At 65.8% G+C, this 21456-nt stretch carries 20 protein-coding genes; 12 read left to right on the top strand and 8 right to left on the bottom strand.

Annotation, left to right across the window (positions count from 1 at the left end; genetic code table 11):
* The first annotated feature begins 198 nt into the window (after nt 1-198).
* Nucleotides 199-573 (top strand): hypothetical protein, encoded by a 375-nt coding sequence (locus ACQ5SA_RS01410; RefSeq protein ID WP_499312169.1) that lies wholly within the window; start codon nt 199-201, stop codon nt 571-573.
* A gap of 84 nt (nt 574-657) precedes the next feature.
* Here ACQ5SA_RS01410 and ACQ5SA_RS01405 read toward each other — a convergent pair whose 3' ends face one another.
* Both ACQ5SA_RS01405 and ACQ5SA_RS01400 read right to left on the bottom strand, forming a co-directional pair.
* Complete coding sequence (locus ACQ5SA_RS01405) at nt 658-1059, bottom strand: DUF805 domain-containing protein (protein WP_499312167.1); 402 nt, start codon at nt 1057-1059, stop codon at nt 658-660.
* A gap of 87 nt (nt 1060-1146) precedes the next feature.
* On the bottom strand, nt 1147-2445 hold the full coding sequence (locus ACQ5SA_RS01400) for a replication-associated recombination protein A (protein ID WP_499312165.1): 1299 nt from the start codon (nt 2443-2445) through the stop codon (nt 1147-1149).
* Between the two features lie 319 nt (nt 2446-2764).
* On the opposite strand from ACQ5SA_RS01400, the gene ACQ5SA_RS01395 reads away from it, so the two are divergent.
* The gene (locus ACQ5SA_RS01395; protein WP_499312163.1) at nt 2765-3928 is read left to right on the top strand and encodes a hypothetical protein; all 1164 of its coding nucleotides are present in this window, start codon (nt 2765-2767) and stop codon (nt 3926-3928) included.
* Nucleotides 3929-4100: 172 nt separating this feature from the next.
* Here ACQ5SA_RS01395 and lolA read toward each other — a convergent pair whose 3' ends face one another.
* From lolA to ACQ5SA_RS01380, 3 genes are all read right to left on the bottom strand, one after another.
* Nucleotides 4101-4739 carry an outer membrane lipoprotein periplasmic chaperone LolA gene (gene lolA, locus ACQ5SA_RS01390; protein WP_089241098.1) on the bottom strand — a complete coding sequence of 213 codons (639 nt, stop codon included), beginning with the start codon at nt 4737-4739 and terminating at the stop codon, nt 4101-4103.
* Nucleotides 4740-4849: 110 nt separating this feature from the next.
* The gene (locus ACQ5SA_RS01385) at nt 4850-6790 is read right to left on the bottom strand and encodes a DUF3857 domain-containing protein (protein ID WP_499312161.1); all 1941 of its coding nucleotides are present in this window, start codon (nt 6788-6790) and stop codon (nt 4850-4852) included.
* 36 nt (nt 6791-6826) lie between these two features.
* Nucleotides 6827-9190 (bottom strand): DNA translocase FtsK, encoded by a 2364-nt coding sequence (locus ACQ5SA_RS01380; RefSeq protein WP_499312160.1) that lies wholly within the window; start codon nt 9188-9190, stop codon nt 6827-6829.
* A gap of 232 nt (nt 9191-9422) precedes the next feature.
* Between ACQ5SA_RS01380 and trxB the strand changes: the two genes are divergently transcribed.
* Nucleotides 9423-10394 (top strand): thioredoxin-disulfide reductase, encoded by a 972-nt coding sequence (gene trxB / locus ACQ5SA_RS01375; protein WP_230112082.1) that lies wholly within the window; start codon nt 9423-9425, stop codon nt 10392-10394.
* 192 nt (nt 10395-10586) lie between these two features.
* The gene (locus ACQ5SA_RS01370; RefSeq protein WP_499312158.1) at nt 10587-11711 is read left to right on the top strand and encodes a GNAT family N-acetyltransferase; all 1125 of its coding nucleotides are present in this window, start codon (nt 10587-10589) and stop codon (nt 11709-11711) included.
* Between the two features lie 145 nt (nt 11712-11856).
* On the opposite strand, the gene ACQ5SA_RS01365 is transcribed toward ACQ5SA_RS01370, so the two are convergent.
* Nucleotides 11857-13125: a hypothetical protein gene (locus ACQ5SA_RS01365; protein ID WP_499312156.1), complete on the bottom strand. Its 1269-nt coding sequence runs from the start codon at nt 13123-13125 to the stop codon at nt 11857-11859.
* 71 nt (nt 13126-13196) lie between these two features.
* On the opposite strand from ACQ5SA_RS01365, the gene aat reads away from it, so the two are divergent.
* The 3 genes from aat (at nt 13197) to ACQ5SA_RS01350 (ending at nt 14841) form a co-directional block, all read left to right on the top strand.
* Complete coding sequence (gene aat, locus ACQ5SA_RS01360) at nt 13197-13937, top strand: leucyl/phenylalanyl-tRNA--protein transferase (RefSeq protein ID WP_499313257.1); 741 nt, start codon at nt 13197-13199, stop codon at nt 13935-13937.
* Nucleotides 13938-14023: 86 nt separating this feature from the next.
* Nucleotides 14024-14242, top strand: a complete 219-nt coding sequence (gene infA / locus ACQ5SA_RS01355) for a translation initiation factor IF-1 (protein WP_005409596.1) — start codon at nt 14024-14026, stop codon at nt 14240-14242.
* 203 nt (nt 14243-14445) lie between these two features.
* Nucleotides 14446-14841 (top strand): hypothetical protein, encoded by a 396-nt coding sequence (locus ACQ5SA_RS01350; protein ID WP_499312155.1) that lies wholly within the window; start codon nt 14446-14448, stop codon nt 14839-14841.
* Between the two features lie 72 nt (nt 14842-14913).
* Here the strand turns inward: ACQ5SA_RS01350 and clpA are convergent, their stop codons facing one another.
* Nucleotides 14914-17196 (bottom strand): ATP-dependent Clp protease ATP-binding subunit ClpA, encoded by a 2283-nt coding sequence (gene clpA, locus ACQ5SA_RS01345; protein WP_230112089.1) that lies wholly within the window; start codon nt 17194-17196, stop codon nt 14914-14916.
* Nucleotides 17197-17334: 138 nt separating this feature from the next.
* On the opposite strand from clpA, the gene ACQ5SA_RS01340 reads away from it, so the two are divergent.
* Nucleotides 17335-18147, top strand: coding sequence for an APH(6) family putative aminoglycoside O-phosphotransferase (locus ACQ5SA_RS01340; RefSeq protein ID WP_499312153.1), 813 nt, complete (start codon nt 17335-17337; stop codon nt 18145-18147).
* A 107-nt stretch (nt 18148-18254) separates the two neighbouring features.
* Here ACQ5SA_RS01340 and clpS read toward each other — a convergent pair whose 3' ends face one another.
* The gene (gene clpS / locus ACQ5SA_RS01335) at nt 18255-18581 is read right to left on the bottom strand and encodes an ATP-dependent Clp protease adapter ClpS (protein ID WP_025879127.1); all 327 of its coding nucleotides are present in this window, start codon (nt 18579-18581) and stop codon (nt 18255-18257) included.
* Nucleotides 18582-18693: 112 nt separating this feature from the next.
* On the opposite strand from clpS, the gene ACQ5SA_RS01330 reads away from it, so the two are divergent.
* The 4 genes from ACQ5SA_RS01330 to hflD are packed head-to-tail and all read left to right on the top strand — an operon-like array spanning nt 18694 to nt 21395.
* Complete coding sequence (locus ACQ5SA_RS01330; protein WP_499312151.1) at nt 18694-19182, top strand: hypothetical protein; 489 nt, start codon at nt 18694-18696, stop codon at nt 19180-19182.
* 1 nt (nt 19183) lies between these two features.
* Nucleotides 19184-19645 (top strand): NUDIX hydrolase, encoded by a 462-nt coding sequence (locus tag ACQ5SA_RS01325; protein ID WP_108267592.1) that lies wholly within the window; start codon nt 19184-19186, stop codon nt 19643-19645.
* Nucleotides 19642-20784, top strand: coding sequence for a tRNA 2-thiouridine(34) synthase MnmA (gene mnmA / locus ACQ5SA_RS01320; RefSeq protein ID WP_089241078.1), 1143 nt, complete (start codon nt 19642-19644; stop codon nt 20782-20784). The genes ACQ5SA_RS01325 and mnmA overlap by 4 nt, the downstream gene beginning before the upstream one ends.
* A complete protein-coding gene (gene hflD / locus ACQ5SA_RS01315; RefSeq protein ID WP_499312149.1) occupies nt 20781-21395 on the top strand; it encodes a high frequency lysogenization protein HflD in 615 nt (204 codons plus the stop codon). Before mnmA ends, hflD begins: the two co-directional genes overlap by 4 nt.
* Nucleotides 21396-21456 lie beyond the last annotated feature (61 nt).

The following is a 21456-nucleotide window of genomic DNA, read 5'->3' as shown; positions in this document are numbered from 1 at the left end:
TCACATCGATCAAACGTCACGCTGTGTATCACGCGCGCGACAGTGCGTGCGCCAACGCTTGCGCCAGAAGTCCGGGTTCATCTACTTTTCCTGCCATCGGGGCGCAGGAATCGCCCCGCCCTCGCGGGTGCCTGCCCGGCCCCTGCCCATCAGCTCCACAACCGCCATGGGATCGGATCCCATGATTGTGAGAACACCTTGAAGCACAAAGCACTGATCGCACTCGTTGCCGGCCTCCTCGCCCCGCTGGCCGGCCACGCCGCGCCAAGCCTTGCCGGGCTGTATTCGGCCTATGAAGACGCCGGCTATTCCTCCCTTGGCCTGGAAGAGCTCAACCAGACCGTGCAGTTCACGGCGGTGAGCCTGGGCGTCTCCAGCAACTTGCAGGGCGAGCCGGTCCTTGAGGCGGGCGACGAAGATGGCCAGGTGCTGGCCCGTCTCACCGCCTCCGATGACGAGCAGAACGCCAAGCTTGCCGCGATGGAGGAAGGCGTTTCCTTCACCGCCAGTTGCACGCTGCAGTTCAGCTCGGGCTCGGACTACTTGGCGCTGGGCGACTGCGTTCTGCAGTAATCGGTCCGGCCCCGCTGACAGCAGCGCAGAAATGACGAAGCCGGCTCAGAGCCGGCTTCGTTGCATGGGGCGACGTTGGCAACCTCAGGGGCCAGTAGGCACCGGGCCGTACGGGTTGTCCTGCGGCGTGCCTGGCAGCAGCGCAAAGATCAAAATCACCAGACCACCACCCGGCACCAGCGCCAGCAGATACAGCCAGCCGGACTGGCCGCAGTCATGCAGGCGGCGCACAGTCACTGCGATAAGCGGCACGATCGTGGCCAGCCAGAGCAGACCCACCAGTGCCAGTGCCCCGATCGTGATTCCGGCCATCCAGCTGGAATCGGCTTCCAGAACGAGGCCGGCAACCAGCGCCACCGTGAGCGAAAGCGTGCCTACCACGGTTGCCGCAAGCAACAGGAACAGCTGGAACATCCAGTACTCGCGGCGATTGGCGCGACCCTCGAACTGGGCGTAGCGCTTCAATGGCAGAATCATTTCCTGCACGGCATCGTTTCTTGAAAAACAGGGCCGCGCAGTCTGCCAAATGCGTACAGGCAGGGCAATGAGAAACCTTGCATGAAGCGAGCCGGGCTATGCGCCCTTGGCCGCCCTCGCCGCCTCGCGCGCGGCGCGCAGCCGGTCCAGCTTTTCCTTCAGCTTGATCTCCAGCCCGCGCGGCACCGGGTTGTAATACACCCGCTCGCCCATCGCGTCGGGGAAACCGGTCTGGTCCAGCGCGATGCCACCCTCGGCGTCGTGGTCGTACTGGTACTCGGCGCCGTAGCCCAGCTCCTTCATCAGCTTGGTCGGTGCATTGCGCAGGTGCAGCGGCACTTCTTCGGTGCCGCTGTCGCGCACATCGGCCTTGGCCTGGTTGAAAGCCGCATAGCCTGCATTCGACTTGGCGGTGCTGGCCAGGTACAGCACCAGCTGGGCGAAGGCGAGTTCGCCTTCCGGGCTGCCCAGCCGCTCGTAGATGTCCCACGCCTCCAGCGCCATGCTCTGCGCGCGTGGATCGGCCAGACCGATGTCTTCGATGGCCATGCGGGTCAGCCGACGTGCCAGATACGACGGATCACAGCCGCCATCGAGCATGCGCGTGAGCCAGTACAACGCGGCGTCAGGGTTGGAGCTGCGCACCGACTTGTGCAGTGCCGAAATCTGGTCGTAGAACTGCTCGCCGCCCTTGTCGAAACGGCGGGTACGGTCGGCCAGCACCTGGGTGAGGGTCTGCGGGGTGATGCGCCCGCCCTCCCCGCCCGCCAGTTCGGCGGCGATCTCCAGCAGGGTCAGCGCCCGGCGGACATCGCCGTCGGCCGCAGTGGCGATTTCCAGCAGCAGTTCCGGCGCGACCTCGATGCGCTCTTCGCCCAGTCCGCGCTCGGAATCGCCCAGTGCACGCTCCAGCGCTTCAACGATGTCGGTCGGCGAGACGCCTTCCAGCACATGCACACGGCAACGCGACAGCAGCGCGGAGTTCAACTCGAACGACGGGTTCTCGGTGGTGGCGCCAACGAACAGGATGGTGCCGCGCTCGATATGCGGCAGGAACGCATCCTGCTGTGCCTTGTTGAAGCGGTGCACTTCGTCGACGAACAGCACCGTGCGACGGCCCTCGGCGAAGCGCTGCGCGGCCTCGGCCAGCACCTGGCGCACTTCCGGCAGGCCGGACAGCACCGCGGAAATGGCGCGGAACTCGGCGTCGGAATATTCAGCCAGCAACAGCGCCAGCGTGGTCTTGCCGCAGCCGGGCGGCCCCCACAGGATCATCGAATGCACGTGACCGGATTCAACGGCGCGGCGCAGCGCGCTTTCCGGCGCGAGCAGACGCTTCTGCCCGACCATTTCGTCCAGGGTGCGGGGGCGCATGCGCTCGGCCAGCGGGCGCATGTGTTCCCGATCGACACTCAGCAGATCGGGACCGGGGAATGAAGTGGAGCGATGTCTTGGCACGTGCTCATTGTACCGCGAGAGCGTGCCAACCAAGGTTGGCACCTGCCAACGGCGGTAGCGCCGGGCCATGCCCGGCGGATCAGGATCGGTAGTGCCGGCCGCTGGCCGGCAACCTCGGAAATTGTCGGAAATGAGCCGTAGCCGTCGCAGCCAATCCACCGGTAAGCTACTGATTCAAAAGATCTCACTTCCCCGCGGCACCACGCGCCGACACCAGCGACCGAGAATCCGGAACTCAACCATCCAGGATCCACCCGTGCGCGATCCCGAATCCAATGTCCTTGAGTTCGTTGCCGGCTGCGCTGTCGATGCGGATATCTACTATCTCGCCGCCACGCTTGGCCCCGGGCATGAGTACTACGATCCAGATCCAGGCCCGCCGACCCGCATGTTTCTCTATCAGCGGCAGACAGAGGAAAAGTGGTTCTACCATGACCTGCCGGAGTTTCAGGTCATGTCCGTGCAACTTGTACCCGAGAAGAACAGCCGCCCTCGCCGAGTGCTTGCGCTGGACTTCCATGGGCAGCTGGAAGACTACTCCCGAGCCGGCGCGACGATAGAGTACATCTCGCCCGAGGGCCCCGGATTTTCGGGCGGCCTTACTGCTCTTCGACGGGTGGGCGAGGAGATTTTCTGTTGTGGCGTCGGCGGGATGATCTTCCATCGCACCGCAAGTGGGTGGCGGCAGCTTCCCACCAACTTCCCTGCGCGTGAGCGGATGGAGCCCGGGGGCGATGACGTTGTTGACGACTTCGAGAGCTGGCTCGACTGCGTCGGTCACCTGTTTGAAGCGGTAGACGCCAACCCACTACCAGAGAACCCTGCGGAGCGCGAAGCGGTTCTTCGACGACTGTTTGAAGACACGCGCTCCCAGCTCCGCGATCAAGGCGTGCGCTCCATTACGGAACAGGTCGAGGCCCTTTCCGCGGAAATGCTGAATGGTCTGTGTGGATCGGGATATGACGACCTGTATGCGGTCGGCCTTCATGGACTGATCGCACACTGGAATGGTTCGACCTGGCAGCTACCGGAGCCGTTAACCACCTCCCACTTGGTGCATGCAATGGTGACCGATGCAGGTGGCATTTTCCTGGTAGGCCACCAATCCACCATTGTCATGGGCGACATCACGACCGGCTTTGCATGCGTGCCGCACGAGATCAGCGAGGACGTCGATTTCTACTGCGCCTGCCAGCATGGCTCGCTGATCTACATCGGGTCAGAGAGCGGGCTGTACACCTACTGCCTCGAAACTGGAGGCGTCGAGCGTCTGTCGACTGGTCTGCCAGAGGAGCTGAGGGACGCAACCACCGTCGATATCAGCTCCGTCGATGGCGCGCTGTGGGTGCTGACATCCTGGGATCTGGCGCGATTTGATGGCAACAGCTGGCAGGTCATGTTTCATCCAGACAACGGATGAACCAGCCAAGGGCGTGTCAACCAAGGTTGACACCTACCGGAGCGATGGGTCGGGGCAGCGGTAATGCCGGCCGCTGGCCGGCAGATCAAAAGCGTGTCAACCAAGGTTGACACCCACCAGAGCAGGTAGCGCCCCGGAGCAGGTAGCGCCGGGCCACGCCCGGCGTCACGCATCAGTTGCCGATGACGTCGGTGCCGGCCGGCGGGGTGAAGCGGAAGGTGTTGGCGGCGAAGCTGGGGTTGCGCTTCCAGCCACTGAAGCTGATCACGGTGCGCTGACCGACGGCGTCGGTGATCTCCATCTTCGCCAGACCCTGGGCATTGAAGCCGAGTGCGGCGTACTGGAAGCTGGCTTCGGTATCGCGCTTCGGCGACAGCGACAGCCACTGCAGGCCATCACGGGTGGCGGCCTCTTCGCTCACGTCGTACTGCTGCTCCAGCAGCGCCGGGTTGATCAGCGCGGTCAGCGGGCTGTTCTGCTCTTCCTTGCCCTGCTCGCGCACGGTTGCCTGCTCCAGGTCCGGCTCGAACATCCAGACCTTCTTGCCGTCTGCCACGATCAGCTGTTCATGCGGGCGCACGTATTCCCAGCGGAACAGGCGCGGCGCCGACAAGGCAACGCGGCCGCTGGTGGATTCCTTGACCTTGCCGCGGCTGTCGAACACCTGCTGGCTGAACTGCCCATCCAGGCCCTTCAGGCCGGTGGTGAAGGTCTTCAGGTCATCACGGGCGCCGGCCCAGGCGCTGCCGGCGGCGGCGCAGGCCACGGCCAGGGTGGTGGTGGCGAGGAAACGACGGAGGCGAAGGTTCATGCAGGAATCCTGTGGGCGCGCGGCCAGGAAAGTTGGGTGCCAGTGTGCCCGGCAAAAGATGAATGGGCGATCAGGACGCCATTATGACGCCCTGAACGCCGATCGGCGATTCAGCTGCCAGCGCCCGGCAGCTTGCCGTACAGCACCTGGCCACGGAAGCCCCGGCGCACCTCGCGGAACAGCGCGCGGAAGGCGGCATAGTCCTGCGGCTGGCACAGCGCCTCGGCGCCGCGCACCGCGTTCTGCTGCAGGCGATGATGTACGGTCACTTCCTGGCCCTGCCGGCTCCAGTCGACCCGGTACTCGCCGGCCGCATTGGCAAACCGCTGGCTGCCGGGAATCGCGATGATCGGGGCATTGGCCGGGAACTGCAGGCGATAGGTTTCTTCGCGCAGGCTGGCATTGCAGTAGAACGGCGTCTCGTTGTCCGGTGCCGAGGCACTGGCATACAGCCCGCGCACCGATTCGCCGCCCGGCGGATCGGGTACGGCCATGCCGCCGGCCACGTCGAAGTCCACGTAATCCTCGGCCTGGAACGCCATGCGATAGCCGAACGGCCGGGTCAGGTCGACCGGCACACCCTGCAGCTGCAGCTGGCCGCGGCCATCGAAACCGGACGCGGCCATAATCGATTCTTCAGCGCGCGCGCGGTTCTGCGCATTGAGCTGGGCGAACTGCGCGCGCATGCCGATCTCGGCGTTGTCGCTCAGCTGCGGCACCGTCTCGCCACGCAGATTGCCCTGCGCGTCGAAGGTGAAGCGCACGTCCATCACCGTGGCGTTGCGCTGCGGGTCGTTGGCAGGTGTGCGCGCCAGGGTGGCATCGCGGGTGTGCAGCACCGGCGCGCCAAGGTCACCGTCGGGCAACTGGCCGAAGCGCGCCCAGGCACTGGTCGAGTCCAGGTACAGATCAAACTCGGGCACATAGGTGATGGCGTGGTTGAAGCGACCCAGCAGCGGAATCTTCGGCAGCGTCGGCCCACCGCCGGCACCGATCAGCACCGGCGAACTGGTGATGCCCTTGGCCGCCAGCAACGCTTCAAGGATCGTCACGTGGTCCTTGCAGTCGCCGTAGTGGTTGTCGAGGATGCTCTGCGCGCTGTTCGGCTCCAGGCCGCCATTGCCCAGGTACACCGCCACGTAGCGGATGTTCTGCGCGACCCAGCGGTACAGTGCGTCGGCCTGCGCGCGTCGATCGCTGACGCCGGCGGTGACTTCGTCGGCCAGCGCCTGGATCTCCGGCGTGACCTGCGCCGCCGGCCCTGCCTTGAGCTGATAGGCGCGGCCCATCTGCGCCCAGTCGCGGTAGGTGCTGGCCATGATGTTCGGCCCGAACTCCCACACCGCCGCGGACCAGTTCTGCGCCTGCATCGGCTCGCGGCGCTGGTAGCGCCAGCGCCATGTCGCCTGGCCGTTCTTGACCACCGGGCGATCGCTGCCCTGCACGCCGCGGCTGTCCACATGCATCGGCAGGTTGGCCGGCGCGCTCAGGGTCACCTCGGCATCGTCGTACTGGGTGAAGACGTTGAAGGTTTCCCACAGGCCGAAGTAGCCCGGGAAGTACGGCGTCAGCTGGGTGCGCCGCACCTGGTAGAACAGCCGCGTGCCCGGCGCCAGATTGGGGAACACGATCACCCGCACCTTGCGGTCGGCATACATCGCCGCCGAGGCACTGGAATAGCTTTCCTGGGTGTAGATGCGGTCGGCCGGGACCTCGCGGCGCTGGCCGTCGGCGGTCAGCGTGTAGGCGTTGACCACATCCAGCGTTTCCATCTTCTCGCTGTAGCTCAACCGCACCTGGCTGAACTGCTCCACCGCTGCCTTGGTCTTGAGCAGGATTTCGTAGGTTTCAGTCTGTACGTTGCCGGCATCGGCGCGCACCTGGTAGTCGGCGCGATAGCGGACAAAGCTGAAGTTGTTGCTGGCCTCGGCATCGCTGCCGGTGGACGGCGGCGCGACCGCGGGTGCAGCCGTCGCGGCGGCATCGGCCAGCGCCGGGCCGGCTGCCAGCAGGCAGGCCAGCGCCAGCACGCAGGAAACGGGTTGAAGCATGCGTCGGTTCCTTGGACGTCGGGAGAGCAACACGGCTTACTTCGGCGGCGGCGGTGCCAGCACCGTGCGGTCACCGTTGTGTTCGGGCGAACTGACCACACCGGCCGCTTCCATGGCCTCGATCAGTCGCGCCGCGCGGTTGTAGCCGATCTTCAGGCGACGCTGCACGCCGGAAATCGAAGCGCGACGGGTCTCGGTGACCACGCGCAGTGCTTCGTCGTACAGCGGGTCGGACTCATCGCCGCCGCCGGAACTGGTCTCCGGCAGGCCGGTCGCACCGACCACCACGCCATCGCCCATCGTCTGCACTTCGTCAAGCACGCCGTCGACATAGTCGGCCGGACCCATTGCCTTGAGGTGCTCGACCACACGATGCACTTCTTCATCGGACACGAAAGCGCCGTGCACACGCTCGGGCATCGCCGTGCCGGGCGGCAGGTACAGCATGTCGCCGTGACCGAGCAGCGTCTCCGCGCCGGACTGGTCGAGAATGGTGCGCGAATCGATCTTCGAGCTGACCTGGAAGGCGATGCGGGTGGGAATATTGGCCTTGATCAGACCGGTGATGACGTCCACCGACGGACGCTGGGTGGCCAGGATCAGGTGGATGCCCGCCGCACGCGCCTTCTGCGCCAGGCGCGCGATCAGCTCTTCGACCTTCTTGCCGACGATCATCATCATGTCGGCGAATTCGTCGATGAAGATGACGATGAACGGCAGCGTCTCCAACGGCCGCGGAGCCTCGCCCAGCTCCGGGTTCGGCTTGAACAGCGGGTCCATCATCGGCTGGCCGGCGTCCTGCGCGTCCTTCACCTTCTTGTTGAAGCCGGCCAGGTTGCGCACGCCCACCGCGCTCATCAGCTTGTAGCGGCGCTCCATCTCGGCCACGCACCAGCGCAGACCGTTGGCGGCCTCCTTCATGTCGGTGACCACCGGCGCCAGCAGATGCGGGATGCCCTGGTAGACGCTCAGTTCGAGCATCTTCGGGTCGATCATCAGCATCCGCAGGTCTTTCGGCGACGCCTTGAACAGCAGGCTCAGCACCATCGCATTGACCGCCACCGACTTGCCCGAGCCGGTGGTACCGGCCACCAGCAGGTGGGGCATGCGCGCCAGGTCGGCCACGGTCGAGCGGCCGGCGATGTCCTTGCCCAGCGCGAGGGTCAGCGAACTGGCCGACTTGTCGTATTCCTTCGAGCGCAGCAGCTCGGACAGGTAGATCATCTCGCGGGTGACGTTGGGGATTTCCAGGCCGATCACCGACTTGCCCGGAATCACATCGACCACACGCACCGACTTGACCGACAGGCCGCGGGCGATGTCCTTGTCCAGCGAACTGATCTGGCTGACCTTGATGCCCGGCGCCGGCTCGATCTCGAAGCGGGTGATGACCGGGCCGGGGTTGGCGCCGACCACCTGTGCATCGATGCGGAAATCCTTGAGCTTGAACTCGATCTGCCGCGACAGCGCATCGAGGGTTTCTTTGTCATAGCCGACGGGCTGCGGCTTGGGATCATCCAGCAGGGCCAGCGGCGGCAGGTCCGAGCCGTCGCCGTTGACGCCGCGGAACATCGGGATCTGGTTGTCGCGCTTGGCCCGATCACTCTTTTCGATCACCGGCTCGGGGCGCGGTTCGATCTTCACCGGTTCGCGCTTGGCGCGCACTTCGGCATCGGCCTTGCGCACTTCCTGGCGCTCCTCGCGCATCACGCGGGTCTGCTGCCACTCGGTCGCCTGCTCCTTCTTGCGCTCCAACAACGGCGCCAGCGACATCACGCCGCGACCGATCTTCTCCATCACCACGAACCAGGACAGGCCTGTAGCCAGGGTGATCGAGGCCAGCAGCAACACCAGCACGAACAGGTTTGCGCCCAGCGCGCCGAAGCCCACACTGAGCGAATTGCCGACCAGCTTGCCGAGAATGCCACCGGCATGGGACACGTCACCACTGAACAGGCGCACGTGCAGGAAACCGGTGCCTGCAATCAGGAAGCCGACCAGGCCGACCAGTCGCAACGCGGGGTCCAGATCGTTCTCGCCCTTGCTCTCGCGCTTGAGGCCGAACATTGCGATCCAGGCCAGTGCGCCCAGCACCACGGGCAGCAGGAAGGCGATGTAGCCGAACAGCTGCAGCAGCACGTCGGCGATCCACGCGCCCGCGCGGCCGCCCATGTTGTGGACCGGCGCGACCACGCTGCCGGTATGTGACCAGCCCGGATCGGTCGCTGAATAGGTGAAAAGGCTGGCAGCCAGATACAGCAGCGCCGGCGCGATGGCGATCAGACCCAGGTCGCGCCACAGGCGCTGACGGCGTGGATTGTCGGTCGTGGCCGCTGCCGCCGTGCGACGCGATGCCTTTTTGTCGTCGGACTTGGAGCGTTCGGGGACCTGCTTCGCCACCTTAGACCATACCTTTGGAATGCGCTGTTAGTGTTTGATAATAAACGAGACGGCGTCAGTTTTCAGTTATCCGTTGCCGCATGGGGGAGGACAGGGGCGGAAACCGCCCATGGATGGCGCTGTTCTGTTCATCGGCTTGAATCGCCCTGCCCCAGCCGCCACTCTATGACCAGCCAAGGATGCTGTGCAAACATCGCCGCGCCTTGTCCCATCTACCTTTTCGCGAGTCTACATGAGCACCAGCCTGCCCTCCCGCCACCAGCGTCTTGTCATCCTCGGTTCCGGCCCGGCCGGCTGGACCGCTGCCGTCTACGCTGCCCGCGCCAACCTGAAGCCGGTCGTCATCACCGGCCTGCAGCAGGGTGGCCAGCTGATGACCACCACCGAAGTGGACAACTGGCCGGGCGACGCCCATGGCCTGATGGGCCCGGACCTGATGGCACGCATGCAGGCCCACGCCGAGCGCTTCGAGACCGAGGTCATCTTCGACCACATCCATACCGCGGACCTGTCGCAGCGCCCGTTCAAGCTGATCGGCGACAGCCACGAGTACACCTGTGATGCCCTGATCATCTCCACCGGCGCGACCGCCAAGTACCTGGGCATCCCGACCGAAGACGAGTTCAAGGGCCGCGGCGTGTCCGCCTGCGCCACCTGCGACGGCTTCTTCTACCGTGACCAGGACGTGGTCGTGGTCGGCGGCGGCAACACCGCCGTGGAAGAAGCGCTGTACCTGTCCAACATCGCCCGCAAGGTCTACCTGGTGCACCGCCGCGACACCCTGAAGGCGGAAAAGATCATGCAGGACAAGCTGTTTGCCAAGGTTGCCGCCGGCAAGATCGAGACCGTCTGGCACCACCAGGTGGAGGAAGTTCTGGGCAACGAGGCCGGCGTGACCGGCGTGCGCGTGAAGTCGACCCTGGACGGCAGCACCCGCGACATCGATGCGCACGGCTTCTTCGTGGCCATCGGCCACCACCCGAACACCCAGTTGTTCGATGGCCAGCTGACCATGAACAACGGCTACCTGGACATCCGTTCGGGCCTGGGCGGCAACGCTACCCAGACCTCGGTGGAAGGCGTGTTCGCCGCCGGCGACGTGGCCGACCAGCACTACCGTCAGGCGATCACCTCGGCCGGCTTCGGCTGCATGGCCGCACTGGATGCAGAGCGTTACCTGGATGCACAAGGCAAGGCCAGCTGAGGCTGGCTTCTGTAGCGCTGAGTCATGGTTGACCGGGAAGGCCGACGCGAAAGCGCCGGCCTTTTCTTTTCAGTAGCGCCAGGTTCTTTTCAGTAGTGCCAGGCCATGCCTGGCAAGCATGACCCTGACCGCAACAAACTGGACCGGTTACGCAAACCCAGCTCGCACCCCACCTGCCCTATCCTTTCCCCCATGCCCAGCGCCCGCTTCCTCGACTCCCTACAGTCCGTTCCTGCTACCGACTGGGATGCCCTGCACGACGGCCGCAACCCGTTCGTCAGCCATGCCTTCCTGTCCGGCTTGGAAACCTACGGTTGCCTGCGCGAGGACTGGGGCTGGCAGCCGCAGCATCTCACCCTGTGGGACGGCGAGGCCCTGGTCGGCGCCATTCCCGGCTACCTGAAGTCCAACTCGCACGGCGAGTTCGTGTTCGACCACGCCTGGGCCAATGCCTATGCGCGCCACGGCCGCGACTACTACCCGAAGTGGCTCGGCGCGGTGCCGTACTCGCCGGTGACCGGCCCGCGACTGCTGGCCCGTGACGATTCGCAGCGCACCGCGCTGTTGACGGCACTTCGCGAACAGATGCCCGCACTCGACGTGTCGTCGGCACACATCAATTTCCACACGGCAGCTGACGAGACCGCCTTCGGCGACGACTGGCTGCTGCGCGAGGACATCCAGTTCCAGTGGCAGAACCCGGGCGACTGGAGCACGTTCGAGCAGTTCCTCGACGCCATGAACCACAAGCACCGCAAGAACATCCGCCAGGAGCGGGCCAAGGTCACCCGACAGGGCATCAGCTTCCGGGTAGTGCATGGCGACGAAGCCAGCCGCGCCGATCTGCAGGCGATGTATCGCTTCTACCTGCAGACCTTCCTGGAATACGGCAACGCGCCAGCGCTGACCGAGGCGTTCCTGCGCCACCTGGCGATTTCACTGGGCCGCGGGCTGGTGCTGTTCCTGGCCGAACAGGACGGTGAGCCGATCGCCGGCGCGCTGTGCCTGCGCGGCGGCGACACGTTGTACGGCCGCTATTGGGGCGGCGCCACCCTGCCCGGCCTGCACTTCGAGGCCTGCTACTACCAGGGCATCGAATACTGCCTGCGCGAGGGTGTGGCCCGCTTCGAGCCGGGCGCGCAGGGCGAGCACAAGCTGGCGCGCGGCTTCCTGCCGACGATCGTGCGCAGCCGGCACTGGGTGGCCGATGCGGAGTTTGCCGAGGCGCTGCGCGACTGGTGTCGACAGGAGCGGCGGGATGTGCGGCGATACCAGCAGGAGCTGCAGGGGCATAGCCCGTTTCGTGCGGAGCCGTAGCGTCGGGACGACTTGAGAAGATCAGTGCGTGCCAACCAAGGTTGGCACCTACCAGAGCAGAGAAGGTGCGTGCGAAGCGCGCCAACCAAGGTTGGCATCTACCAGAGCAATGGCACCCGCCAAGGCAATCGCGAGGACGCTGCGCTCAGGTGCACTGCCAGAAGTGCCCGCTCACCCGGCATTTCGCGCACCAGAAGCTGTAGAGCATGCCGCCACTCCCCCATAGCAACATGCCTTCATTGGTGGTCGGCAACGTTGAGTCGAGTTGCATCACGAAAGGCATCTGCTCGCCGCAGTCGATGCACGCCGGGTAGTGCGCGCTCTGCACCCAGCTTGGCGCGCCACCCACCCGTGACAGGTTCTGCCGATGATTGGACTGACCCCAGTCCTGCTGCTGCCAGCGAGGGCTGTCCATCGCGGCAAGACCAACCTCGGCCTGCATCAGGTCACCGCTGTCGGTGGGATTGATCGGCACTTCGCAGTGCTGGCTGGGGTGGCAGCTCGGCACGCCCTCCGCATCGTGACGATAGAAACGCACGGGCGGGTCTTCCCAGCCACAGCAGTCCAGGCACAGGCCCAGCGTGATCGAGCCGGTCGTTCCGTCCACCAGCGCCGCAGCATCGGTCTGCAGCAGGCGCTGCAGCGGTGCATGACAGCTGCCACACGAGGCATCGAGCGGGCCGCCCATGCGCCCCGCATGCTGCACCTGGCCACCATTCCAGGTGGGATGCAGCCGCCAGATCCGCTTGCGCCAGCCTGGTTCTTCGGCCACCTGCGCGCGATGTTGCTTGCTTCCGAAGCGCAGGTGCAGCGGTTGCTGTCCATGCAGGCGGTGCAGCCGAGGACCATCGGCCAGGCCCGCCCAGTGCGCCCAGACCTCCGCATCCAGATCGCTCCAGTCGGCGAGGTAGCCACGGGCGGCGGCATGGGTTTCCGGCTGGGTGGCCAACAGCACTGCCTTGGCGCGTTCCAGTTCGCGATCGTCGTCGGCCTCGGTCAACCGGTGCGCCCATTGCGCCGCGAGCGGCGGCGGCAGTGCCTGCCAGACCTGCGGGGCCAGTTGGATGTCATCCTCGATGGCGACCTCCAGCAGCGCCTCCCAATCGCCCTGCAACGTGTGCGGCGCCTGGTAGCTGGCGAATTCCAGCACGCTGGTCAGCAGCTCACTGCGCTCGCCCTCACGATAGCGCCGCCAGGCATCGATACAGACCGGCGCGACAGCTTCATCCGGCAGCAGATCCAGCGCCGTATCGAGAAAGGTGGAGCTGGGCGAGCGGCGATCCAGCGCCTGCAACAGCAGCGCGCCAAGCTGGGAGCGGTCTTCGCTGGCCAGGGTCAACAGCATGCCCAGGCTGTCATTGCGTGTGCGCGGCGCGTCGTGCGCATCAAGGATGGCGGTGATCGTGTCGCTCATGCGGGGCTCCTTGCCGGTGAAGCGTGATGGTGCCAGACATCGCGCATCGCCACGGCGAATACAATGCCGGCATGACCCGTCAGTTGCCCTGGCGCCTGGCCGATGCGCCGGATGCCCCCTTCCCGCCGGCCGAGACCGCGCTGCGCCAACCTGATGGGCTGCTGGCCGTGGGCGGTGACCTGCACCCGCTGCGCCTGCTCAACGCCTATGCCGGCGGCATCTTTCCGTGGTTCAGCGAGGGCGAGCCGATCCTGTGGTGGTCGCCGGACCCGCGCATGGTGTTCCGCACCGATGGCGTGCACCTGAGCAGCAGGTTCCGCCGGCAACTGCGCGGCAGCCACTGGGAAGTGACCGCCGATACCGCCTTCAGTCAGGTGATGCGTGCCTGCGCCAGCGCGCCCCGCCCCGGCCAGGACGGCACCTGGATCAGCCCGGCGATGGTGGATGCCTACAGTCAGCTGCACGACCTGGGTTTCGCGCATTCCTTCGAAGTGTGGGATCGACAGACGCTGGTCGGCGGCATCTATGGCGTGGCCATCGGCGCGATGTTCTTTGGCGAAAGCATGTTCAGCGGCGCCAGCGGCGGCTCCAAGGTGGCGCTGGCCGCACTTGCATCGACACTGCGCGGCTGGGGCTGGCCGCTGATTGATGCGCAGGTGGAGAATCCGCACCTGCTGCGCATGGGGGCCGAGCACCTGCCGCGCGCGCCGTTTCTGCAACAGGTGCGCAGCGCGGTACAGGCGCCGGGCCGGGAAGGCGCCTGGACCCGGCTGGTCGGGCGCGTGCCGGCAACGGATTTTGCCGGGGAATAACGCAATCTTTGCAAGCTGGGCGTTTGACGCGTAAAATGCTGCGCCTTAGGCCCAACGTGGCCGTTTTCTGAACCGCACAGGACTACATGTCGAAAGACGATTCCATCGAGTTCGAGGGCACCGTCAGCGAGACGCTGCCGAACACCACTTTCCGCGTTCGTCTGGAAAATGGGCACGAAATCATTGCCCACATCTCCGGCCGCATGCGCAAGAACTACATCCGCATCCTCACCGGTGACCGGGTCAAGGTTGAAATGACCCCGTACGACCTGACCAAGGGTCGTATCACCTACCGAATGAAGTAAGCGGCTGGCGCATTGCGCCACCCCGACAAGGCCAGCCCTGGACGCTGGCCTTTTGTCATGCCTGCGATCCGACCCTGCCGGACGGCACCCTGACCGAATGCACCGTGACATCGGTCAGCCATGCTTGCGGCAGATTCGCATTCGCGCCGGTGGCGGCATCGTGGCATTCGATCCAGTCCGGATCGCCACCCCTGCCCCCCGCCATGAACACGTCTTCCCTGCCCGCCGGCTTCGCCGCCCTCGCACTCGTCGCTGCCGCTCTGATCGCGCCCGTCGCCCGGGCCGCCGACTCGCCGTCGGCAACCACCGGCGACAGCTGCATTGCCTTGAGCGAGGACCAGCAGATCGTCCGTGCCGGCGCCGATCGTGATGTGCTGTTGCGCAATGGTGACCAGCACTACCGCGTGGTGTTCACCAATTCCTGCAAAAGCGCCGTCACCTCGCGCCGGCTGGCGTTTGAAACCCAGGGCGAGAGCAACCAGTTGTGCGACGGCTCACGCAGCGAGCTGAAGACCGACCGCGCCAACTGCGCGGTCGAGCGCATCGAGCCGCTGGAAGCCGCCACCTTCAAGCGGATGGCGCGCCAGCGCAGCCACTGAAGGGCTGACACGACAAGGGCGGCCTGAGCCGCCCTGTCGTTGCCTCCACTACCGGGCCATGCCCGGCGCCCCTTACTCCACCGTGGCTGGCAACAGCCGCTCCGGCTCGGCCTGCGCCTCGATCACCAGTTCGTCGTCGCGCACGTCGATGCTGACCTTGCCGCCGTTGACCAGCTTGCCGAACAACAGCTCGTCGGCCAGCGGGCGCTTGACCTTGTCCTGCAGCACCCGCGCCATCGGGCGGGCACCCATCAGCGGGTCGAAACCATGGTGGGCCAGCCAGTCGCGCGCGGTCGGCGTGGCCGACAGGCTGACGTGCTTCTCCTGCAGCAGCATCTCCAGCTCGATCAGGAACTTGTCCACCACGCGCAGGATGTGCTCGAAGCCCAGCGGCTGGAACTGCACCACCGCATCGAGGCGGTTGCGGAATTCCGGGGTGAACGCACGACGGATGGTCTCCATCGCATCGGTAGCGTGGTCCTGCTTGGTGAAACCGATCGAGCGCCGCGAGGCCTGCGCCGCGCCGGCATTGGTGGTCATCACCAGCACCACGTTCTTGAAGTTGGCTTCGCGACCATTGGTGTCGGTCAGCACGCCGCGGTCCATCACCTGCAACAGGATGTTGAAGATGTCCGGGTGCGCCTTCTCGATTTCATCCAGCAGCAGCACGCAGTGCGGCGTCTTGACGATCTTCTCGGTCAACAGGCCACCCTGGTCGAAGCCGACGTAGCCCGGAGGCGCGCCGATCAGGCGGCTGATCGAATGCGGCTCCATGTACTCGGACATGTCGAAACGGACCAGTTCGATGCCCAGCTGCAGCGCAAGCTGCTTGGTCACCTCGGTCTTGCCGACACCGGTGGGACCGGCGAACAGGAAGTTGCCGATCGGCTTTTCCGGATTGCCAAGGCCCGAGCGCGCCAGCTTGATGGCAGACGCCAGGGTGCCGATGGCCGGATCCTGGCCAAAGATCACCATCTTCAGGTTGCGCTCCAGATGCTGCAGCACATCCTTGTCGGTGGCGCTGACCTGCTTGGCTGGGATGCGCGCCATCTTGGCGACGATGACCTCGACTTCTTCGACGTCGATCAGCTCCTTGCGCTGGCCTTCCGGCAACAGGCGCTGGCGGGCACCGGCCTCATCGATCACGTCGATGGCCTTGTCCGGCAGCAGGCGGTCAGCGATGTGCTTGACCGACAGGTCGACGGCAGCCTGCAGCGCTTCATCGGCGTAGGTGACGCCGTGATGGGCTTCGTACTTGGACTTCAGGCCCTGCAGGATCTCGTAGGTTTCACCCACGGTCGGCTCGACGATGTCGATCTTCTGGAAGCGACGGGCCAGCGCCCGGTCCTTCTCGAAGATACCGCGGTATTCCTGGAACGTGGTCGAGCCGATGCAGCGCAGCTCGCCCGACGCCAGCGCCGGCTTGATCAGGTTGGAGGCATCCATGGTGCCGCCCGACGCCGAACCGGCACCGATGATGGTGTGGATCTCGTCGATGAACAGCACCGCATTGGGCACCTTCTTCAACGCGGTCAGCACACCCTTCAGGCGCTTCTCGAAGTCGCCACGGTATTTGGTGCCGGCCACCAGCGCGCCCAGGTCGAGCGAATAGATGACCGCATCGGCCAACACGTCCGGCACCGAGCCTTCAACGATGCGTCGGGCCAGGCCCTCGGCAATGGCGGTCTTGCCGACGCCGGCCTCGCCCACGTACAGCGGGTTGTTCTTGCGGCGGCGGCACAGGACCTGGATGGTGCGTTCGATCTCGTCGGCACGGCCGACCAGGGGGTCGATGCGACCGGCGCGGGCCTGTTCGTTGAGGTTGCTGGCGAACTCGGTCAGGGCATCGCCCTTGGGCTCGCCCTCGCCCCCTTCCATGCGGCCCTCACCCTCGGACGAAGACGGCTGCTCCCCCTCCTCGCCCAGCTTGGCGATGCCGTGGGACAGGTAATTGACCACATCCAGCCGGGTGACATCCTGCTGGTTGAGGTAATAGACGGCGTGGGAGTCCTTTTCGCCGAAGATGGCGACAAGCACGTTGGCGCCGGTGACCTCCTTCTTGCCGGAGGACTGCACGTGGTACACGGCCCGCTGCAGCACGCGCTGGAAGCCCAGGGTCGGCTGGGTATCGCGGCCATCATCTTCGGCCAGGCGGGACACAGAAGCCTCGATGGCCTGCTCCAGCTCCTGGCGCAGGCGGTCGGCATCGGCGCCACAGGCCTTCAGTACGGCCTGGGCGGACGGGTTGTCGAGCAGTGCCAACAGCAGGTGTTCGACCGTCATGAACTCATGTCGGGCCTCACGGGCGCGCTTGTAGCACTGGCCGATGGTGTGTTCGAGGTCTTTGCTGAACATGGATTACTCCGGCGGCAGTTGGGGACAATATGCGGCCTGACTACGCGATTTCCATCACCCTAGCGGATTGCGACGTTCAGATGGCGTTAGCGCTACGAACCGCTTGATCATCGTTCACTCCAGGACAGCACACTCACCATGAGCGAACCCTACCTGAGCCGCTGGCGATTGCGACGTGATGGTCCTTCGATCCGCACCCCCCATGCCCGGCTTTGGCCGGTGCTGACCGCCTCTGGCGAGGCGGCCATGTTGAAGGTGAGCACGGAGACAGAGGAACAGAACGGCCATCGCCTGCTGCGCTGGTGGGACGGTGCCGGTGCCGCACGCCTGCTGGCCCACGACGGACCGGCGATCCTGATCGAGCGGGCGCACGGCGATTCGCTGCGGCAACGCTCGATCGGGGGCGAGGACGACACCTGCACCACCATCCTGTGTCAGGTCCTGCAGCAGCTGCACCGGCCACGGAGCGCACCGCCAGAAGACCTGGTCTACCTGCGTAGATGGTTCGCGGATCTGCTGCAACCAAGGGCATCGCTGCCGCCATTGCTGGAACAGTGCAGATCGCTGGCGATGGCACTGCTGGAGAACGAGCAGGAGATACGGCCGCTGCATGGGGACCTGCACCACGACAACGTGCTGGATTTCGGCGCGCGGGGCTGGCTGGCCATCGACCCGAAGCGACTGATGGGCGACCGTGCGTTCGACTACACCACGATGTTCAGCAACCCCGACCTGTGCGGACCGGGCATCCACGTTGCGACACGGCCCGAGCGGTTCCATGCCCGGGTGGAACAGGTCTGCCGGCTGGCCGATATCGAGCGCACGCGGCTGCTGCGCTGGATCGCGGCCAGTGCCGGGCTGTCAGCGGTGTGGTTCAGAGATGACGGCGACCCGGCGGACGTCGATGAGGCGGTGGCCGGGATGGCCTTGCAGGCGCTGGCGGAGGCCTGATCCCCGTCTTCGGTAGGTGCCCACCTTGGTGGGCACGATGCGCCAGGCACCGGTACGCCTTGACGAAAGGCAGCCGAGCATGGGCTCGGCTCTACAGATCGGGAGGGTCAGGCCTTTTCCATCGTGCACAGCAGCGGGTGCTGGTTCATCCGCGCGTACTCGTTGACCTGGGCCACCTTGGTTTCGGCCACTTCGCGGGTGAACACACCGCAGACGCCACGGCCACGGGTGTGGACATGCAGCATCACCTGGGTGGCCTTGTCCAGGTCCATGTTGAAGAACTGCTGCAGGACGTCCACGACGAAATCCATCGGGGAGTAGTCGTCATTGAGCAGCATGACCTGATAGAACGGCGGCGGCGCCACTTCCGGGCGCGCGGGCTCCACGGCAACGCCGTGCTCGTGGTGGGAATCGGGGGCGGACTCGCGAGGCATCTGCCCATTATAAGGGGTGCGACGGCCCTGCGTCGGCCCGCCGCAGAATGGACGGCACGGACGCCCGCCGTCACAATTGCACCTTCCCACATTCTGGTTTCACAGGATCTTCATGAAAAGGACCCTTCTCACCGCCCTGCTGATCGCCTTGGCAGCTGCCGGCACCGCTGGCGCCGCAACCACCGCGGACAGTTCGAAGGCCGACAAGACTGTCGCCCGCCAGCTGGAAAAGCTGGGGTACACCTTCGAGGTGGACGAGGACGGCGATTACCAGATGGTGTTCGACGTCGAAGGCGATCGCACCCAGATCGTCTATGTGCGCTCGTCGGTGGAAGACTTCGGCACCCACAACATCCGTGAGATCTGGTCGCCGGGTTACACATCGCAGACCAAGCAGTTCCCGGTGGCCGTGGCCAACCGCCTGCTGGAAGACTCGCAGGACGCCAAGATGGGCGGCTGGGTGAAGCAGGAATCGACCGCAATGTTCGTGGTGAAGATCGACGCCGCCGCCACCTCCGACCAGCTCAGTGACGCCATCGATGCGGCCATCCGCACGGCCGATGCGATGGAGCTGGAGTTGACCAAGAAGGACGACCTCTGAGTTGAACACCTCGCCGGACCCGCGCTGGGCACCGCATGCAACCGTCGCCACCGTGGTGGTCGACGGCGGCCGGGTGCTGCTGGTCGAAGAGACCATCGAGGGCCGGCAGGTGCTGAACCAGCCGGCCGGGCACCTGGAGCCGGGCGAAAGCCTGGCCGAGGCCGCCCTGCGCGAGACCGTCGAGGAGACCGGCTGGACGGTGGAACTGACCGCCTTCATCGGCTGCTACCAGTGGACCGCCGCTGATGGCACCCCGTTCCTGCGCTTCTGTTATGCCGCGCGCCCGGTCTCGCACGACCCGGCGCAGCCGCTGGATGCCGGCATCGATCGGGCACTGTGGATGACGCCGGCCGAACTGCAGGCCGCCGCCGGACGCCAGCGCAGCCCGCTGGTCTGGCAGGTGCTGGCCGACTATCTGGCCGGCCAGCGCTACCCGCTTGCACTGGTCCGGGAGGTCGCATGAGCAGCCCACGGGTGATGGTTGGCGTGTCTGGCGGCGTGGATTCTTCCGTGGCCGCTTGGCGCCTGGTACAGCAAGGCGAGGCCGTGGCCGGTCTGTTCATGCAGAACTGGGCCGACGATGGCAGCGGTGACTGCCGCGCCGAGGACGATCGCCGCGATGCGGTAGCTGTCTGCGGGCTGCTGGGTATCCCGTTCCATTTCCGCGACTTCTCCAACGAGTACTGGCAGGGGGTGTTCGAGCACTTCCTGGCCGAGTACGCCGCCGGCCGCACGCCGAACCCGGACGTGCTGTGCAACCGCGAAGTGAAGTTCAAGCACTTCCTCGATGCGGCCCGCGAGCTGGGCGCCGAGCGCATCGCCACCGGCCACTACGCGCGCATTGCCCAGCGCGGCCATCAGTGGCTGCTGCTGCGCGGCGCCGACCGTTCCAAGGACCAGAGCTACTTCCTGCACCAGCTGGGGCAGGAACAGTTGGCGGCCACCCTGTTCCCGATTGGCGATCTGGAAAAGAGCGACCTGCGCCGGATTGCCCGCGACGTGAGCCTGCCCACCCACGCCAAGAAGGACTCCACCGGCATCTGCTTCATCGGCGAGCGCGATTTCCGCGAGTTCCTTGGCCGCTACCTGCCAGCCAAGACCGGACAGATCCTCGACCCCAGCGATGGCAGCGTGATCGCCGAACACCCTGGCGTCTTCTATTTCACCCTGGGCCAGCGCGAAGGTCTGAACATCGGCGGCGTGCGCGGCCGCCCTGCCGCCCCCTGGTATGTGGTCGGCAAGGACGTGGCCAGCAATGTGCTGTACGTGGACCAGGACCGTGACAGCCCCTGGATGCTGTCCAACCGGCTACGCTCGGAGACCGCGCACTGGATTGCCGGTGCGCCGCCAGCACGACGTTTTGAATGCACCGCGCAGACCCGCTACCGCCAGCCGGATGAGCCGTGCACGGTGGACGTGCTGGACGACGGCAGCGTGCAGGTTTCCTTCGCCCGGCCGCAGCGTGCAGTCACCCCCGGGCAATCCCTGGTGCTGTATGACGGTGAGGTCTGCTTGGGTGGCGCGGTGATCGCCGCCACCGACGCGCCGCTGGAACAGCGCCTGCGCACCACCCCTTCTCCTTTTGAGGTACTCGCTGCATGAGTTTCACTGTCGACGACCGCGTTCTGGCTTTGGCCGGCATTGCCCAGGCCCTGCAGCAGGTACGCCGTATCGCCGATACCGGCCATTCCGATGCCGCTGCCGTGCGCACCGCCGTGGACAGCGTGTTCCGCATCGATGCGTCCTCGCCGCAGGCGGTGTTTGGCGACCGGCACGCGCTGAAGTCGGGCCTGCGCCTGCTGCACAACCATTTCCGCAACCAGGGCCAGGACCCGATCCTGCCCAAGCTGGCCCTGTCGGTGCTGCAGCTGGAGCGCCGGTTCGTGCAGGACGGCGCCACCGTGAACAAGGTCGCCTCGGGCATCGAGCGCGCGCAGCAGCAGGCCACCGAGCTGGGCGACAGCGGACACCCCGATGTACTGGCCGCCCTGGGCGGCCTGTATGCGGACACCATCAGCCACCTCAAGCCGCGGGTGATGGTGCAGGGCAACCCGCACTACCTGGGCCAGGCCGGCGTGGTGGCCGAGATCCGTGCGCTGTTGCTGGCTGCCGTACGCGCCGCCGTGCTGTGGCGGCAGCTGGGTGGCAGCTACTGGGACTTCCTGCTGAGCCGCAAGGCGATGGTCGAGGCCGTGGACCGGCAGCTGGCGTGACTGTGTGGGGTCAGAGCCCTTTTCCGCGGAAAAGGGATCCGACCCCGCCGCCGCACCCGGG

It is taken from the genome of Stenotrophomonas indicatrix, assembly GCF_050573115.1.
Lineage (GTDB): Bacteria > Pseudomonadota > Gammaproteobacteria > Xanthomonadales > Xanthomonadaceae > Stenotrophomonas > Stenotrophomonas lactitubi_A.
Note: the sequence above shows the minus strand (reverse complement) of the source record. Positions and strands in the feature narration are given on the sequence as shown.

What these genes read in the sequence shown, in the direction of transcription:
- ACQ5SA_RS01400 (WP_499312165.1), bottom strand. Translation starts at nt 2,445, where the DNA reads ATGCGCCCGCTGGCCGAGCGCATGCGCCCCCGCACCCTGGACGAAATG.
- lolA (WP_089241098.1), bottom strand. Translation starts at nt 4,739, where the DNA reads ATGAACCTTCGCCTCCGTCGTTTCCTCGCCACCACCACCCTGGCCGTG.
- ACQ5SA_RS01385 (WP_499312161.1), bottom strand. Translation starts at nt 6,790, where the DNA reads ATGCTTCAACCCGTTTCCTGCGTGCTGGCGCTGGCCTGCCTGCTGGCA.
- trxB (WP_230112082.1), top strand. Translation starts at nt 9,423, where the DNA reads ATGAGCACCAGCCTGCCCTCCCGCCACCAGCGTCTTGTCATCCTCGGT.
- ACQ5SA_RS01370 (WP_499312158.1), top strand. Translation starts at nt 10,587, where the DNA reads ATGCCCAGCGCCCGCTTCCTCGACTCCCTACAGTCCGTTCCTGCTACC.
- ACQ5SA_RS01365 (WP_499312156.1), bottom strand. Translation starts at nt 13,125, where the DNA reads ATGAGCGACACGATCACCGCCATCCTTGATGCGCACGACGCGCCGCGC.
- aat (WP_499313257.1), top strand. Translation starts at nt 13,197, where the DNA reads ATGACCCGTCAGTTGCCCTGGCGCCTGGCCGATGCGCCGGATGCCCCC.
- infA (WP_005409596.1), top strand. Translation starts at nt 14,024, where the DNA reads ATGTCGAAAGACGATTCCATCGAGTTCGAGGGCACCGTCAGCGAGACG.
- ACQ5SA_RS01350 (WP_499312155.1), top strand. Translation starts at nt 14,446, where the DNA reads ATGAACACGTCTTCCCTGCCCGCCGGCTTCGCCGCCCTCGCACTCGTC.
- clpA (WP_230112089.1), bottom strand. Translation starts at nt 17,196, where the DNA reads ATGTTCAGCAAAGACCTCGAACACACCATCGGCCAGTGCTACAAGCGC.
- ACQ5SA_RS01340 (WP_499312153.1), top strand. Translation starts at nt 17,335, where the DNA reads ATGAGCGAACCCTACCTGAGCCGCTGGCGATTGCGACGTGATGGTCCT.
- clpS (WP_025879127.1), bottom strand. Translation starts at nt 18,581, where the DNA reads ATGCCTCGCGAGTCCGCCCCCGATTCCCACCACGAGCACGGCGTTGCC.
- ACQ5SA_RS01330 (WP_499312151.1), top strand. Translation starts at nt 18,694, where the DNA reads ATGAAAAGGACCCTTCTCACCGCCCTGCTGATCGCCTTGGCAGCTGCC.
- mnmA (WP_089241078.1), top strand. Translation starts at nt 19,642, where the DNA reads ATGAGCAGCCCACGGGTGATGGTTGGCGTGTCTGGCGGCGTGGATTCT.
- hflD (WP_499312149.1), top strand. Translation starts at nt 20,781, where the DNA reads ATGAGTTTCACTGTCGACGACCGCGTTCTGGCTTTGGCCGGCATTGCC.